The sequence below is a fragment of the Streptomyces sp. NPDC002889 genome (assembly GCF_042888425.1).
Lineage (GTDB): Bacteria > Actinomycetota > Actinomycetes > Streptomycetales > Streptomycetaceae > Streptomyces.
Window position 1 is genome coordinate 162,161 of the sequence record NZ_JBIAPT010000019.1, and the last position, 15,403, is coordinate 177,563.

15 protein-coding genes and 1 pseudogene are annotated in these 15,403 nt (G+C 70.5%); 3 read left to right on the forward strand and 13 right to left on the reverse strand.

Annotated elements, in window-relative coordinates; all coding sequences use genetic code 11:
- From ACFYWI_RS27000 to ACFYWI_RS27010, 3 genes and pseudogenes are all read left to right on the forward strand, one after another.
- Window positions 1-241: pseudogene (locus ACFYWI_RS27000) on the forward strand (hypothetical protein); the annotation flags it as partial.
- A gap of 137 nt (window positions 242-378) precedes the next feature.
- Window positions 379-1,263: a DUF5819 family protein gene (locus ACFYWI_RS27005; RefSeq protein WP_389237337.1), complete on the forward strand. Its 885-nt coding sequence runs from the start codon at window positions 379-381 to the stop codon at window positions 1,261-1,263.
- Window positions 1,253-2,389 (forward strand): HTTM domain-containing protein, encoded by a 1,137-nt coding sequence (locus ACFYWI_RS27010; RefSeq protein WP_389237339.1) that lies wholly within the window; start codon window positions 1,253-1,255, stop codon window positions 2,387-2,389. The genes ACFYWI_RS27005 and ACFYWI_RS27010 overlap by 11 nt, the downstream gene beginning before the upstream one ends.
- Window positions 2,390-2,410: 21 nt before the next feature.
- Here ACFYWI_RS27010 and ACFYWI_RS27015 read toward each other — a convergent pair whose 3' ends face one another.
- From ACFYWI_RS27015 to ACFYWI_RS27075, 13 genes are all read right to left on the reverse strand, one after another.
- The gene (locus ACFYWI_RS27015) at window positions 2,411-4,000 is read right to left on the reverse strand and encodes an acyl-CoA carboxylase subunit beta (RefSeq protein ID WP_389237341.1); all 1,590 of its coding nucleotides are present in this window, start codon (window positions 3,998-4,000) and stop codon (window positions 2,411-2,413) included.
- Entirely contained in the window at window positions 3,997-4,833 is an 837-nt protein-coding gene (locus ACFYWI_RS27020; RefSeq protein WP_389237343.1) for a 4'-phosphopantetheinyl transferase family protein, read from the reverse strand. Before ACFYWI_RS27020 ends, ACFYWI_RS27015 begins: the two co-directional genes overlap by 4 nt.
- Window positions 4,830-6,107 carry an MFS transporter gene (locus tag ACFYWI_RS27025; RefSeq protein ID WP_389237345.1) on the reverse strand — a complete coding sequence of 426 codons (1,278 nt, stop codon included), beginning with the start codon at window positions 6,105-6,107 and terminating at the stop codon, window positions 4,830-4,832. Before ACFYWI_RS27025 ends, ACFYWI_RS27020 begins: the two co-directional genes overlap by 4 nt.
- Window positions 6,104-6,988, reverse strand: a complete 885-nt coding sequence (locus tag ACFYWI_RS27030) for an alpha/beta hydrolase (RefSeq protein ID WP_389237347.1) — start codon at window positions 6,986-6,988, stop codon at window positions 6,104-6,106. Before ACFYWI_RS27030 ends, ACFYWI_RS27025 begins: the two co-directional genes overlap by 4 nt.
- Before the next feature lie 4 nt (window positions 6,989-6,992).
- Window positions 6,993-8,474, reverse strand: a complete 1,482-nt coding sequence (locus ACFYWI_RS27035; protein ID WP_389237349.1) for an FAD-dependent monooxygenase — start codon at window positions 8,472-8,474, stop codon at window positions 6,993-6,995.
- Between the two features lie 67 nt (window positions 8,475-8,541).
- The gene (locus tag ACFYWI_RS27040) at window positions 8,542-10,074 is read right to left on the reverse strand and encodes an FAD-dependent monooxygenase (protein WP_389237351.1); all 1,533 of its coding nucleotides are present in this window, start codon (window positions 10,072-10,074) and stop codon (window positions 8,542-8,544) included.
- A gap of 2 nt (window positions 10,075-10,076) precedes the next feature.
- Window positions 10,077-11,021, reverse strand: coding sequence for an aromatase/cyclase (locus tag ACFYWI_RS27045; RefSeq protein ID WP_389237353.1), 945 nt, complete (start codon window positions 11,019-11,021; stop codon window positions 10,077-10,079).
- Window positions 11,022-11,072: 51 nt separating this feature from the next.
- Window positions 11,073-11,858 carry a 3-oxoacyl-ACP reductase FabG gene (fabG, locus tag ACFYWI_RS27050; protein ID WP_389237355.1) on the reverse strand — a complete coding sequence of 262 codons (786 nt, stop codon included), beginning with the start codon at window positions 11,856-11,858 and terminating at the stop codon, window positions 11,073-11,075.
- A 93-nt stretch (window positions 11,859-11,951) separates the two neighbouring features.
- The gene (locus tag ACFYWI_RS27055) at window positions 11,952-12,227 is read right to left on the reverse strand and encodes an acyl carrier protein (protein WP_389237357.1); all 276 of its coding nucleotides are present in this window, start codon (window positions 12,225-12,227) and stop codon (window positions 11,952-11,954) included.
- 92 nt (window positions 12,228-12,319) lie between these two features.
- Window positions 12,320-13,534, reverse strand: a complete 1,215-nt coding sequence (locus tag ACFYWI_RS27060; RefSeq protein WP_389237359.1) for a ketosynthase chain-length factor — start codon at window positions 13,532-13,534, stop codon at window positions 12,320-12,322.
- Window positions 13,531-14,802, reverse strand: coding sequence for a beta-ketoacyl-[acyl-carrier-protein] synthase family protein (locus ACFYWI_RS27065; protein WP_389237361.1), 1,272 nt, complete (start codon window positions 14,800-14,802; stop codon window positions 13,531-13,533). Before ACFYWI_RS27065 ends, ACFYWI_RS27060 begins: the two co-directional genes overlap by 4 nt.
- The gene (locus ACFYWI_RS27070) at window positions 14,799-15,128 is read right to left on the reverse strand and encodes a TcmI family type II polyketide cyclase (protein WP_389237363.1); all 330 of its coding nucleotides are present in this window, start codon (window positions 15,126-15,128) and stop codon (window positions 14,799-14,801) included. Before ACFYWI_RS27070 ends, ACFYWI_RS27065 begins: the two co-directional genes overlap by 4 nt.
- A gap of 109 nt (window positions 15,129-15,237) precedes the next feature.
- Window positions 15,238-15,403: acetyl-CoA carboxylase biotin carboxyl carrier protein subunit (locus ACFYWI_RS27075; protein ID WP_389237385.1), on the reverse strand; the 166-nt coding region annotated here is incomplete at its 5' end.

A 15,403-nucleotide genomic window follows, 5' to 3' on the forward strand; every position in this document is an offset into this window, starting at 1 on the left:
ACGGGGTGAGACCACCACGACGGGTGGGACCACGGGTGAAACGACCACGACGGGTGGGACCACGGGTGAGACCACCACGACGGGTGGGACCACGGGTGGTGACGACGACCACGATCACCCCAAGCGCCCCAAGCGCCCGAAGTACCCGAAGCATCCCAAGCATCCCAAGCACCCGAAGCACCCCAACTGGCACCACGGTAAGCCGTTCTGGATCGATCGAGGGCCGGGGCTGTGGCTGTGATCTAGGGTTTTGCGGTCCGGTGGCGGTAGACGACTTCGTGCTTCGCGGGCAGCCCGCCACCCAGGTCCGGTTCGGCGTCACGGCGACGAATTCGCGTTCCATCAGGTCTGCACCACGGCGGCGGGAGGTCCGCCACCGTGGTGCAGACCTATTGCCGCGAACCGCGCCGCCAACGGCGTCCGGAGGTGCGGGCCGACGAGGTTGGGTCGGGATGCGCGCAAGAAGCTCAGGAGAAGCAGATGCGAGCAGTCAGGATGGGAAGGGCCGGCTGCGGCCGCGTACCGGGTGGCGTGGAGCCAGCGGATGAGAAGGAGTTGAGCCAAGGACCGGTCGACGGCGCGACCGCCGCCGGCACGGTCCCGGCCGTACGGGCTTCGGACGGGGAAAGCGCACATCAGGGACTTGCTGGGCTGCCGGGCCCGCTGGGGACGGTGATGGCCGGCGCGGTAGCCCTGTGCCTGGCGGCGTCCCTCGTCCACGTCCTTCTGGTTTTTCTGCACGTGGCTCCCCCGAACAGAATTTCGCAGACCTATGACAAGCAAATCAAGGCATGGATCTACCCACTTTTCGAACAGAACTGGAAACTGTTCGCCCCGAACCCCGAGTCGGTCAACCGACAGATTTCGGCGAGGACCAAGCGAACCTCCGCGGACGGCAACGTCCAGGTCAGTAACTGGTTCGACCTGACCGCTGTTGACACTTCCGCCATCAAGCACAGCGCTTTCCCGAGCCATACAGAGCAGAACATGCTGCGCAGGGCCTGGACCGCCTATCTCGAATTGCACGGCAGTGACGATCAGCCGCGCTCCGAGCGGGCGACGATGATGCAGAAGTATCTGCGCAACATTGCGGTGGATCGCGTCACTTCCCATCGGCACACCACATTTGAGGCCATCCAGTTGAGGGTGATCACTCGGCCGGTCGCGGCTCCCGCCACAGCGGGCAGCCCGCACCCGACGGCAACGGACCCTGCCCACACCAGGTATCTGCCGTGGTGGAAGGTGGAATCCCATGGCGACTGAGCAGGCGTCCCCTGCGGCGCCCAAGCCGCGTCGGACGACCCCGTCGACCGGCGACGCACGTAGACAGCGCGTGCTCGATCGCATCGGTGCGATCTGCGCCGTCCTGACCGAGCAGCCGATGTCCCTCTACGCGGCGGCAGTGCTGCGCATCGGGTACGGACTGCTCTACCTTGCCTTTCTGCTGAGGGAGTTCCCGCACCGCGACGAGATCTGGGGTCCTGGTTCAGCGTGGACGCCGGCCCTGGCGACCCAGCTGTTCGACCAGACACGCTGGTCCAGCGTCCTCACCCTGTCCGACAGCCGGGTGTACTTCGAGGTCTGTTACACCCTTGCTGTCGTCACGTGCGCACTCTTCGTCCTCGGCTGGCGGACCAGGGCAGTGTCCGTCCTTTTCGCAGTCGTGGTGGCCTCGTTCCACGCGAGGGCCATCTACATGGCGGACGGAGGAGACAACCTGATCCTCCTCATGGCCGTGTACCTCGCCTTCACCGCCTGTGGCCGACGGTGGTCCCTCGATGCCCGCAGGGCCCGGCTCCGCGCCTGCGCACGCAAAGCCGGGGGCCTGGCGGCAGGAAGGACAACGCCTGACCCATTGCTTCAACTCGGCCTCGCCCGAAGGCTGTTGACTACGGTGGTGCACAACTGCGGCATGTTCGTCATCGCGGCTCAGGTCTGCATCCTTTACGGAGCCGCAGGGCTGTACAAGGTGCAGGGCGGCCTCTGGGGAAACGGAACCGCCCTCCATTACGTGCTGAACCTCCATCTCTTCCGCCCATGGCCCGAACTGTCGCTCATGGTGGCCGATCGCCAGATGCTGATCGCCATCGCCGGCTACCTGGCCGTGCTGCTGCAGGTCGCCTTCCCGTTCGTCCTGTTCGGCAGGTTCAAGTACATCGTCCTGGCCATGCTGTTCGGCATGCACCTGGGCATTGCGGTTCTTCTGGGGCTCCCGATCTTCTCGGGTGCAATGATCATTGCGGATGCCGTGTTCCTGCCGGACCGCTTCTACAGGTTCCTGGGACAGATGTGGCAGGGCACCTTCCGGCGGAGAGCGGCCAAGGGAGCAGGGATCCCGTCCCCGGTAACCACCCCACTCGTACCGCCGCAGCCCGGATCGGCAGGTTGAGGCCGAGGCCCGCAGGCCGGGTCACTGGGGCGGGTTGCCGTGCTTGCGGCTCGGCAGGTCGGCGGACTTGGCGGCGAGCATCGCCACCGCGCGGCTGAGCACCCGCCGGGTGTCGCGCGGGTCGATGACGTCGTCCACCAGGCCCCGCTCGGCCGCGTAATAGGGGTGGACCAGCTCGCTCCTGTACTCCTTGATCTTCTGCAGGCGCATCGCGTCCGGATCCTCGGCCGCCGCTATCTCCCGGCGGAAGACCACATTGGCCGCGCCTTCCGCTCCCATCACGGCGATCTCGTTGGTGGGCCAGGCGAGCGCGATGTCCGCGCCGATCGACCGGGAGTCCATCACGATGTACGCCCCGCCGTACGCCTTGCGCAGTACCACCGAGACGCGCGGCACGGTGGCATTGCAGTACGCGTAGAGGAGCTTCGCGCCGCGCCTGATGATGCCCTCGTGCTCCTGCTCCACGCCCGGCAGGAAGCCCGGCACATCGACCAGCGTGATGAGGGGGATGTTGAAGGCGTCGCAGAACTGCACGAACCGCGCCCCCTTCTCGCTGGCCTTGATGTCCAGGACTCCTGCCATGGAGGCCGGCTGGTTGGCGACGATCCCGACGACCTGACCGTCGAGGCGGGCGAGCGCGCAGACGATGTTGGTGGCCCACGTGGCGTGGACCTCCATGAAGTCACCGTCGTCGACGATCTCCTCGATCACCTTGCCCATGTCGTACGAGCGGCTGCCGTCGAGCGGTACGAGGTCCAGGAGCGCGTCGCCACCGCGGTCGGCGGGGTCCGTGACGGGGGCACGCGGGGGCAGTTCGCGGTTGTTGCTCGGCAGCAGGGAGAGCAGATAGCGCACCTCGGCGAGACAGGTCTCCTCGTCGTCGTACGCGAAGTGCGCCACGCCGGAGACCCCGGCGTGGACATCCGCGCCGCCGAGCCCGTTCTGCGTGATCTCCTCGCCGGTGACGGCTTTGACCACGTCCGGGCCCGTGATGAACATCTGTGAGATGTCCCGTACGGCGAAGATGAAGTCGGTGAGGGCGGGGCTGTAGGCCGCGCCGCCCGCGCACGGGCCGAGCATTACGCTGATCTGCGGGATCACACCGGACGCGCGCGTGTTGCGCTGGAAGATGCCGCCGTAACCGGCGAGCGCGGAGACGCCCTCCTGAATGCGGGCGCCCGCACCGTCGTTGAGCGAGACGAGCGGGGCACCGGCCGCGATCGCCATGTCCATCAACTTGTGGATCTTCTGGGCGTGGGCCTCGCCGAGCGCGCCGCCGAAGATGCGGAAGTCGTGCGCGTACACGAAGACCGTGCGGTCCTCCACCGTGCCCCAGCCGGTGATGACACCGTCGGTGTACGGCTTCTTCGCCTCCAGGCCGAACCCGGTCGCCCGGTGCCGGCGCAGCGCTTCGAGCTCGGTGAAGCTCCCCGGGTCGAGGAGCAGGTCGATGCGCTCGCGCGCGGTCAGCTTGCCCTTGGCGTGCTGGCGTTCGGTGGCCTTCGGATCCGGTCCCGTACGGACCAGCTCCTTGATCCTCGCCAGCTCCTCGAGCCGGTCCACGTCCACATCCGGATCCACGTCGACGGCCGTGGCCTCGATGATGGTCATGATGCCCCCAACTCCCTCTCGGTTTCGGTCCTGTGGCCCTTGTGGGGCCTCGGTGTGTGTGCCCGCAGCACCGTGCGCAGCCCGGGCTGCGCCCCGGCGATCCGGTCGGTCGCGTCGTGCGCGTACAGCCACTCGGCGGGCACCGGGCGGATGGAGACCGGGCAGTCCTCCTCGCCGGCCAGGGCGACGGCGGAGATATGGCTCGGGCACAGCGGCAGATTGGCCACCAGCCAGCCCGGCGGCCGTTCGGCGGTCGCGTACTCGCCCAGATAGTCGGTGTCGGCGCGGCGGGTGAGACCGGTGCCGAGCCCCTTGAGGTACGCCTCCTTGCGCGACCAGAGCCTGCCGAACGCGACGGTGCTCTGGTCCGGCGGCAGCCGGTCGATCTCCCGCCGTTCCGCCGGATGCAGCGCCGGCAGGCACAGTTCGACGGTCTCGGGCGAGGGGACCCGCTGGACGTCGGCGCCCACCCGCGTCGTCGATACGGCGACGAGGACCAGGCCGTGGCTGTGCGAGAGCGAGAAATACGGGGCGCCGGGTACGCCGAGCAGGACGGGGCGGCCGTGCGAGATCGCGCACTCGTGGCAGACCTCCGGGCCGATCGGCAGGCGACCGGGGGCTATTCCGGTGTAGGCGGCCAGGACCCGGCGCAGTCCGACGTGCGCCGCCGCGTACATCATGCGGTCGTCCGTCCTGCGGAAGGCGGCGGCGCGTTTCCTCTCTCGCGCGTCGAGTTCGCCGGCCGGCAGTTCCCGCGCGGAGCGCGGCGGGGGCAGCAGCCACACATGCAGCTCGGTGCCCTCGAAGGTGAGGCCGGTCGTGGTCCTGGTCACGGCCGTCTGCCCGCGGCCGGCCGGGGCGTTGCGGGCGCGGAGTCGTCACGCCCGCCGCCGATTCGGCCCGCCCCCGCGGCGGCGAGAGCGGCGGCCAGCGAGATCAGTCCGCCCACATAGAGCCCGGAGCGCGCGCCGAGATGCTCGGTGAGCAGACCGACGAAGAGCGCGCCGATCGGCACCGAGCCCTGCAGGATCAGGGTGTATATGGCCAGCACGCGGCCCCGGTACTGGGGATCGCTGCCGAGCTGGATCCGGTGGTTGGCGGCCTGCGCGAAGTACAACGAGGCAAAACCGGTGAGGGCGAGCAGCACCAGCGCGGATCTGAACCCGGGCGCCCACCCGGCCGCCGTTTCCAGGACGCCGAACGCGAGGGCGGAGCCGGTGACCGCACGGGCGGGCGGGCGGCCCCTCCGGGCGGTGCCGGCGAAGGCCGCGAGCAGCGATCCGGCGGCGAACGCGCTGGTGAGCAGGCCGAAGGCTGCCGCGTCGGCATGGAAGACGGTCTTGGCGATCAGCGGCAGCGTCAGCTGAAAATTGAGACCGAACAGGCCGATCACCGCGACGAGACCGAGCGGCATGAGCAGATCCGGGCGGCTGCGCAGATGGGTGAGGCCGTCGATGACACGGGCCCGCTCCGTGGGCGGGGCGCCGCGCAGCAGTTCGGCCGGCCGCATACGGCACAGCGCGACGACCGTCGCGAGATAGCTCGCCGCGTTGAGCAGCATGACCGGGCCGGTGCCGGTGCCGCTGATCAGGAGTCCGGCCAGGGCCGGGCCGAGGACCCGGGCGACATTGAAGTACGCGGCGCTCAGCGCGGAGGCGTTGGGCAGCAGCTGCGTACCGACGAGCTCACTGACGAACGCCATCCGGGCCGGGACCTCGAAGGCGTTGACGAGGCCGAGGCCGAGCGCGAACACGTACAGCTGCCAGAGCCTCGCCGTGCCGCCGAGCACCAGCACGGCGAGCAGCAGGGCGAGCAGTCCGGAGACGGCGTTGGCGCCGATCAGCAGCGTCCGCTTGTCGTAGCGGTCGGCGAGCCGGCCGCCGTACAGCGTGAAGAGCAGCATGGGCGTGAACTGCAGCGCGGTCACCGTGGCGAGCGCGGTGCCCGAGTCCCCGGTCAGGTCCAGGACGAGCCAGTCCTGCGCCACGACCATCATCCAGGTCCCCGTCACGGACGCCACCTGACCGGCCGCGAAGAGCCGGAAGTTGCGTACGGACAGGGACCGGAACGTGATGCCGAGGGTCTTGCGCCAGAACGCGTCGGTCATGCGCCGCCCTCGGGTTCCCGCAGCAGGCATTCCTCCAGGAACCCGAGGGCCCGCAGATGGTAGGAGCGGGCCGCCCAGCCCAGGCTGATGTTGTGGCCCGCGTCCGGCTGCCGGTCGACGACCACGCGGGGCGCCGACGTCAGCCGGCCCGTCAGATCGGCGAGGGCGGGGCGGTCGTGGCACCACCACAGCTCGTGCTCGGCGAAGGTGAACCGGATCGGCACCCGGATCCGCAGCGCGAGCTCGGCGAACACCTCCGGCCAGCTCGCGGCGGCCCATCGCTCGCGTACGGGCATGGGAGCGACCACTGTGGTGCTGGACCGGAACGTATTGGGCGGGTAGAGGCCGAGGCGCCCCCAGCTGCGCTTGAAGTGCATGCGCGCCAGGGCTTCGGGCAGCTCGTCGGGGAGTACGGCGTACCGGTGGCCGCAGCCCGAGATGTCCAGGCCCAGCAGCCGGTCGGGGGTCGCGTCGGCGGCCGTGGTCAGGGCGAGCTTGCCGCCGAAGGAGTGCGCGAGCAGATACAGGCCCGCGCCTGTGGCGTGCCGGGCGGCGAAGTCGTCGAGCGCCGCGCGCAGCGTGCGGGCCTGCTCCGCGAGGGTCTGGCCCTCGGGGAGCAGACCGGCGGAGTGCCCGTAGCCGGGCCGGTCCACGGCGAGGACCGTGAAGCCGAGCCGGGCGCCGAGGGTGAGCAGCGACAGGTCGGGGTGGGCCTGGCCGTCGAAGTACCCGGCGCTCATGCCCGCGCCGTGCAGGGCGACCACGGTGGCGCGCGGGGGTGTCTGTTCCGGCTCGCGCAGGAGGGCGGACAGGGTGACACCGGCCGCGTCGAGGGTGATCGGGCGTACTCCCCGGGAGGGAGCCTGCGTCGCTGTGGTCATCGGGTCAGCTCGCCACCGGTGCGCCGAACCAGCGCCGCAGGGAGCTCGCCGGCGCGTCCGCCTCGCCGTCCTCGTACGTGTCCGCGGCCACCCACGCGACATGCCCGTCGGGCCGTACGAGCAGGGCCCGCGCTCCCGCGAAGGCGGACTCCGCCTCGGGTACCGCCGTCGCCACGACCACACGGTCCTTCCAGCCCGCGGCGGCCGCCCGCAGCCCGGCGTCGTCGGCCAGGTCGAGCAGCACCCCCTGGGCCGGGTGCAGGAGCCCGGTGGTGCTGGTCCGGCCCATCGGGCCGCGCAGGGTCCGTGGCGGAATGCGGCAGCCGAGCAGGGGATGGTCGCCCGCCCCGAAGTCGTACCGGATGTCGAGACCGCTGACGACCCCGGCCAGATGCCGCTTGACGTCGTCGAGTGCGATGAGCTCCGTGAACAGCGTGCGCAGCGGATCGGCCTCGGCGCCGCCGAGGAACACCAGGCCCTGGGCCCGGGTGTTCATGAGCAGCCGGGCACCCACCGGGTGCCGCTCCGCGTGGTACGAGTCGAGCAGGCCGTCCGGGGCCCAGCCCTGCACCACGGCGGCCAGCTTCCAGCCGAGGTTGGCCGCGTCCTGGACGCCGGTGCTCAGCCCCTGTCCGCCGGCCGGCAGATGGATGTGCGCCGCGTCCCCGGCGAGCAGGACGCGCCCGCGCCGGTACTCGCTGACCTGGCGGGTGGCGTCGGTGAAGGAGCTGACCCACTCCGCGCTGCCGCCGTGGATGGACTCGCCGGTGATGCGCTGCCAGGCGTCGGCGACCTCGGTGAAGCTCACCGGGCCTGTGCGCTCGCCCGCCGGAGTGCCGTGCTCGCAGACGATGATGCGGTCCACGCCCTCCTTCAGCGGGGCCGCCATCACCATGCCGCCGGGCTCACGCTCTCCCAGGAAGCGCGGGCGGATCTCGCAGCCGACCACATCCGCGAGGTACATCCCGCGGGTCGCCGGGGTGCCCGGGAAGTCGAAGCCGGCCGCCTTGCGGACCGTGCTCTGTCCGCCGTCGCAGCCCACGAGGTACGCGGCCCGCAGGCGCTGGACGCCCTGGGGGGTGGCCGCGGTGATCTCGACGCCGTCGCCGTCGTCGGTCAGCTCGAGGAGCTCCCAGCCGCGCCGGATGTCCACACCCAGGCCACTCGCCCACTGCTCCAGGACCGCCTCCGTCTGCGACTGCGGGATGCCGCGGGCGCCGAAGTGCGCGTCCTCGAGGACGGTGTAGTCGAACTGCACTCCGCCGAAGTGGCCGACCGGGCTCTTCTCCAGGCCGCCGAAGAGCGGCAGCAGGCCGCGCTGGTCGAACACCTCCATGGCGCGCGCCGTGAAGCCCAGACCGCGTGACTGCCCGGTGGGCTCGGCCAGGCGTTCCGCCACGACGACGCGGGCGCCGCCGAGGCGCAGTTCCCCGGCGAGCATCAGGCCGGTCGGGCCGGCGCCGACGACGATCACATCCGTGTCCACGATTCTTCCCCTCTCCTACTTCTCGTTCCTACAGGTCTTCGGTGCCGCAGCCGGCGCAACAGGCCGGTCACAGGCCGGGTTCGGGCAAGCCGAACCAGCGCCGCAGGGCGTCGCGCACCTCGCTCTGCTCGGAACCGGTGCGGCCGGAGCCGGTCCAGGCGACATGCCCGTCCGGCCGGACCAGCACGGCCCCGGCGCCGCCGAGCGGGCCGTCGGGATCCGGCTGTGCGCCGACGGTCGTGACGCGGCCGGCCCAGAGCCCGGCGATCCATCGCAGCGGGGCGCCCGGCGTGGCGGTGAAGTCGAGCAGCAGGCCGCGGCCGGAGCGCAGCAGGGCCGTGGTGGTGACGGTGCCCTGCGGTGTCCGCAGCTCCAGGTGCGGCAGCCGGGTGCCGAGGAGCGGGTGCTCCGTGTCTCCGCCTTCGCCGACCGGATACCGGATGTCCAGCCCGGTGATCATCGAGGCCAGGTGTACGCGGCCCTGCTCGGTCGCGATCAGCTCGCCGAGCAGGGCACGCACCGGCTCGACCTCCTCACCCCCGAGCAGAAGCAGCCCCTGCGCCCTGATGTTGGCGAGGACCCGGCTGCCGACTGCGTGCCGTTCGCCGTGATAGCTGTCGAGCAGGCCCTCGGGCGGCCGGGGGCCGACCTGGAGCGCCAGCTTCCAGCCCAGGTTGACCGCGTCCTGAAGGCCCAGGTTGAGGGCCTGGCCACCGCTTGGCATCTGCCGGTGGGCGGCGTCCCCGGCGAACAGGACGCGGCCCTCGCGGTAGCGGGCGAGCTGCCGGTTGGCGTCGCCGAAGGCGTTGACCCACAAAGGGGTGCCGCCGCTCAGGTCCTCACCGGTCACGCGCTTCCAGACCTCGATCACCTCGGCGAACTCCGGCTCCCCGTTGCGCGGCCGGACGGGCCGGCCGAACTCGTGCACCATCACCCGGGTGACCCCGTCGCCCCGGCGCGCGGCGATGGCGAGGCCCTGCTCCAGACGCTCGAAGCGCCGGTCGGGGATGTCGACGCCCGCCACGTCGGCACGCAGCAGCTCGCGGCCGGCGGGCCGCCCGGGGAACTTCGCCCCGCTCAGCCCGCGCACCGTGCTGTCCTCGCCGTCGCAGCCGACCAGATACGCGGACCGCAGCCGCCGGACGCCGCCCGGGGTGTCGGCCGCGATTTCCACCCAGCCGCCGTGATCGGTGAGTTCACGCAGCTCCCAGCCCCGCCGCAGATCGGCGCCGAGCGAAAGGGCCCAGTCCTGGAGCAGCTCCTCGGTCCGGGTCTGCGGGACCTTCCACTGGCCCGTATGCCGGCTGGGCAGTGTCAGGTCCATGGGGATCCCGCCGAAGTGACCGCGCGGTTCGTTGGGCGGGGTGCCGAGGGCCTCGAGCAGGCCCCGGCTGTCGAAGAGCTCCATGGTGCGGGCGTGCAGGGTGGAGGCCCTCGACTCCGTGGTGGCGGCCGCGCGCCGTTCGAGCACGATCACCTCGGCGCCGCCCAGGCGCAGTTCCCCGGCGAGCATGAGGCCGACCGGGCCCGCGCCGACGACCACGACCTGGGTGTCCAGGGGGTCGGGGCGCTCCGGGTTCTCCGCTCCGTCCGCGGGCATCGTCAGCCGGTCTTCTCGGCGTAGGCCTTGGCGTGGTCCAGGGTCGCCCTGCTGTTGGTGCTCAGCGCGCCCTGTACGTACTGCCTGGCATCGGCGACGGTGGCATCGGCGCCGAGGATCCTCGCGATGTTCTCGGTGTTGAGGACGACGGTGTGCTGCGAGGTCGCGGCCACGCCGCCCTCGCTCTCCTCGAACGTCCAGCAACCGGTGTGCAGTGCCATCAGGGCCGGCAGCGTGACCTGCTTGTACACGATCGAGCGGTGCGGGAAGGTCACCCGGTAGGACTTGGTGGTGTGGGTGGAGCCGTCCTTGGCGCGGGTGTCCATCTCCAGGGTCTGCAGGCCCGGGGCGTCCTCCTCGAGGCGTACGGTGGCGACGTGCGGCAGCCGCTGCGACCACAGGTGGGCGTCGTTGATGAAGTCGTAGACGTCCTTCGCCGAGCCGTCGATGTGCACCGTGTCCTCGAAGGAGAACGTCAGTTCCTGCGAGCCATGGGCCAGTTCGACGTTCACCTTCAGGGCGCCGAGCTCCGACCGCGAGTTGCGGTCGACCGCCTTGTCGATCCACTCCAGGCCCTCGGGGTCATCGCCGACGGACCGGTACTCGTGCAGCAGCCGGACGCGCGACAGGTTCTCGGAGAGAGCCTCGATGACCCAGGCGCCGCCCATCGAGGCCACCGGAGGCGCGGAGACCTCCTGCTGGAAGTTGATCCGGAGCTTCTCCGGCTCCAGGAGGCGGCGCGACGTCCAGTTCTTGGCCTGGCCGTTGGCGGTGGCCCAGATACGTATCCGCTCCTCACGCTCACCCTTGCCGACATGGTCGACGTGGATGGTCGGCGGGAAGATCCGCGGCCAGTTCTGTACATCGGCGATCAGCCGGTAGACCGCGTCGGCAGGCGCCGCCACGGTGATCTCGTGCTCGACCTGGCGCAGGCCCGGGTGCGACATGCTCACTCCTCGTTTCCTTCGGGTCCTTCGAGTTCTTCGGGTCCTGCGGGATCAGAAGTTGCCGAGCCCGCCGCAGACGTTGATCGCCTGGGCGGTGACGGACGCGGCGGTGTCGGAGGCCAGGTAGCCGACCATTCCGGCGACCTCCTCGGGCCTGGAGTAGCGGCCGAGCGGGATCTTCGCCTGGAACTTCTCGAGGATCGCGTCCTCGCTCGTGTCGTACGCGGCCGCGTATCCCTGCCGCACCCGCTGTGCCATGGGCGTCTCCACATATCCGGGGCAGACCGCGTTGACGGTGATCCCGGTCGGCGCGAGCTCGTTCCCGAGCGCCTTGGTGAAGCCGACGACGCCGTGCTTGGACGCGGAGTACGGGGCGCCGAGGACGACGCCCTGCTTGCCGGCCGTGGAGGCGATGTTGATGATCCGGCCGCGGCTCTTGTCGCGCATGCCGCCGGTGTTGAGCACCTCGCGGGTCAGCCGGAAGACACTGTTGAGATTGGTCTCGATGACGTCGTTCCACACATCGTCGGCAAGGTCGGCCGTGACACCGCCGCCGCTGCGCCCGGCGTTGTTGACCAGGACGTCGACGCTGCCGAACCGGTCGACGGCGGCTTGGACGAAGGTGTGGACGGCCTCGTTGGAGCGGACGTCGACGGCGGTGCCGTCGACGTCGAGCCCCTCTTCCTGCAGTTGTTTGACGGTCGCGGCGACGTTGTCGGCGTTGCGGGCACCGATGAAGACCCGATGGCCCTGGGTGGCCAGAAGCCGTGCTGCGGCCAGGCCGATCCCGCTGGTGGCGCCGGTGACGAGGGCGACCCGCTGCTCCTGCTGCGGCATGTTCTCTTCTCCCGATGACGAAGTGGGCGGTACGGACGGTCGCCGCTGCCGGGCGGGGGGACCTGACCCGGCAGCGGCGGGTTCCGAGGGTGGTCAGGCGGCCTTGTCGGTGACACCCGTCAGCAGCGTGTTGACCGCGTCGATGAGGGTCCGCGGGGTGGGCGCCTCGGTGAGCGCGGAGTCGTCGAGCGTGATGCCGTACTCGCGCTCGATGCGGCCGCCCGTCTCGAGCAGGGCGAGGGACTCGTAACCGAGCTCCTCGAACTCCGTGTCGAGGATGTCGCCGTCGAGGTCCACGCCCTCGTCGGCGCCGGCGCCCTCGAGCAGGATGCGCTTGAGGTCGGCGAGGGTGAACTGCTGAGTCATCATGGGGAGTCCTTTCACCCGGAATCCGAACTCCGGGGGTTTGAAGTACGGCGGTCTGAAGTACTGCTGAAACGTGGCTGCCCGGCTGCTGCGGCTCATGAGGCCGCCCGGACCACCACGGCCGAGTTGAATCCGCCGTGGCCGCGGGCCAGGACCAGCGCGCTGCGCACCTCGGCCTGGCGGGGCCTGCCGACGACCAGGTCGAGGCCGTACTCTGGGGCCGGCTCGACGTTGACGGTCGGCGGGATCAGGCCGTCCTCCATGGCCAGGAAGGCAGCGGCCAGATCTAGGGGCGCGGCGCCCGAGTAGAGGCGTCCGGTCATGGTCTTGGGCGCGGTGACGGCTACGCCGCCGGGGCCGAACACATCCCTGATCGCCTGCGCCTCGATACGGTCGAGCTCGGGCACGGCTGCCGCGTCCGCGAACACGACGTCGACCTCGGGCGGGGTCAGCCGTGCGTCGTCCAGGGCGAGTTCGATGGCCTTACGCAGACCCGGCGGGCGCCCGCTGCCCGGTTTCGGGTCGAAAGTCGCGCCGTACCCGGCGATCTCTCCGTACACCCGGGCGCCCCGGGCACGAGCCGCCTCGGCCGATTCCAGGACGAGCAGCGCCCCGCCCTCGCCCGGCACATGGCCGCGCGCTGCGCTGTCGAACGGCAGATAGGCGCGGGTGGGCTCCTCGCTCGTGCTGAGCCGTTCGCCGGCCAGCTGCGCGACCCAGCCCCAGGGACAGATCGAGGCGTCGACCGCACCGGACACGATCAGACCGGTGCCCCGCCGGATCTGCCGGCGGGCCTGGGCCACCGCGTCGAGCCCGCCCGCCTGGTCGCTGACCACCACACTGCTGGGGCCCTTCATCCCGTTGCGGATGGAGATCTGGCCGCTGTTGACCGCGTAGAACCAGGCGAAGGACTGGTACGCGCTGACGTACTGGCTGCCCTGGCTCCACAGGTTCTGCAGCTCGCCCTGGCCGAACTCGAAGCCGCCCGAGGAGCTCGCGGTGACCACACCCATGCCGAATTCGGGCACCTCGGCGGGCCGTACGCCGGCGTCCGCGAGGGCCCAGTCCGCGGCGACCAGCGCGAGCCGGGTCATCCGGTCGGTCTGCGGGAGCAGCCGGCTCGGCAGATGGTCCGAGGCCGCGAAGCCCGGTATCTCGCCCGCGAGCCGGGCCGGGTACTGCGCGGGGTCGAAGCGGGTGATCCTGCCGATACCGCTCTTGCCGCTGCGGGTCGCGGCCCAGAAGTCCTGCGTACCGAGGCCGTTGGGCGAGGTGATGCCCAGGCCGGTCACTACCACCGAGGTGGTCATGCCACGCTCCTCTCGGGCCGGGCCAGCACCATGGCGCTCTGGAATCCGCCGAAGCCGCTGCCGACGGAGAGCACCGCGTCGGTGAGCTGCTCCCGGGCGATGAGCGGCACATAGTCGAGGTCGCAGTCGGGGTCCGGCGTGTGCAGGTTCGCCGTGGGCGGCACCACGTTGTTCTCCATGGCCAGCGCCGAGGCGGCGATCTCGATGGATCCGATCGCACCGAGCGAGTGGCCCACCATCGACTTGATGGAGCTCACCGGGGTGCGGTAGGCGTGGTCGCCGAGACTCTTCTTGAACGCCGCGGTCTCGTGCCGGTCGTTCTGCTTGGTGCCGGAGCCGTGGGCGTTGATGTAGTCGATCTCCTCGACGTTCATCCGCGCCTCGTCGAGCGCGACCCGGATCGCCTCGGCCATCTCCGCGCCGTCGGGCCGCAGTCCGGTCATGTGGTACGCGTTGCTGCGCGTCGCGTAGCCCGCGATCTCGGCGTAGATGTGCGCGCCCCGCTGCCGGGCACTCTCGAGCTCCTCCAGCACGAACACGGCCGAGCCCTCGCCCAGAACGAACCCGTTGCGGGTGCCGTCGAACGGCCGCGAGGCGTGCTCGGGGTCGTCGTGACGGGGTGTCGTCGCCTTGATCGCGTCGAAGCACGCGAGGGTGATCGGCGAGATCGGGGCGTCGGACGATCCGGCGATCATGACGTCGGCCGAGCCCTCGCGGATCAGGTCGACCGCGTAGCCGACCGAGTCGATTCCGGAGGTGCAGCCGGTGGACACCACACTGCTCGGCCCTTCGGCACCGACGGCCCAGGCCACCTCGGCCGCGAAGGAGCTGGGCACCAGATAGTTGTAGAGGTGCGGCACGGCGTACTCGTGGTCCACCAGATGAAGCCGGCCGCCGTCGCTCACGATCCGGTACTCCTGGTCGAGCCCCATCGTGGCGCCGACCGCGCTTCCGATGGTCACGCCGACCCGGTGCGGGTCGAGCGCCTCGAGCTCGATGCCGCTGTCGGCGACCGCACCGCGCGCCGCGACCACGGCGAACTGCGCGGCCCGGTCCATCCGCCGGACCTCCTGCGGGGTCAGGCCGTGCGCCTCGGGATCGAAGTCGATCTCGGCCGCGACCCGTGAACGGAAGGGGTCGGGGTCGAAGAAGGTGATCCTGCGCGTCGCGGTACGGCCGTCGCTGATCAGGTTCCAGAAGTTCTTCGTTCCGACGCCTCCGGGAGCGAGGACCTCGATCCCGGTGATGACGACTCGGCGCCCGGTCATGCCGATGCCTCCCAGTTGTAGAAGCGGGTCGCCATGGCGTCGGCGGGCGAGCGCCAGGTCGCAGGGTCGTACGCCTCGATGAACGGCTTCAGGTCCTGGCTGATCCGGACGAAACGCGGTTCCGTCTTCGCCTGCTCGATGAGCTCGCCGCCGTTGTCCGTGTCGAAGTCCTGCAGGTGGAAGTAGAGCCCCCGGTAGTGGAAGAGCTGGCGGCGGCGGGTGCCCATCAGATGGGGCATCTGGGTGTCGTCGAAGTCGGCGAACAGCTTGGCGACGTCGGCACCCGATCCGGGATCCATCCGAGCCACGATCAAGGTGCTGTGCATGAGGTTCTCTCCTTCGCAGGGCGAATTGCTGCAGGACTTGGGCAGGGCGAAGCGGTCTGTGCGATCTGGTGATCCGGCTGGTCCGTGCGGTCCGGTGAGTGACGTCGTGTCAGCCGGGTTTGATCTCGCAGATCATGGCGCCGGAGGTGAGTGACGCGCCGACCTCGGCCGCGAGGCCGATGACGGTGCCGGAGCGGTGGGCGTTCAGCGGTTGTTCCATCTTCATGGCCTCGAGGACGACGATGAGGTCGCCTTCCTGGACCTCCTGGCCTTCT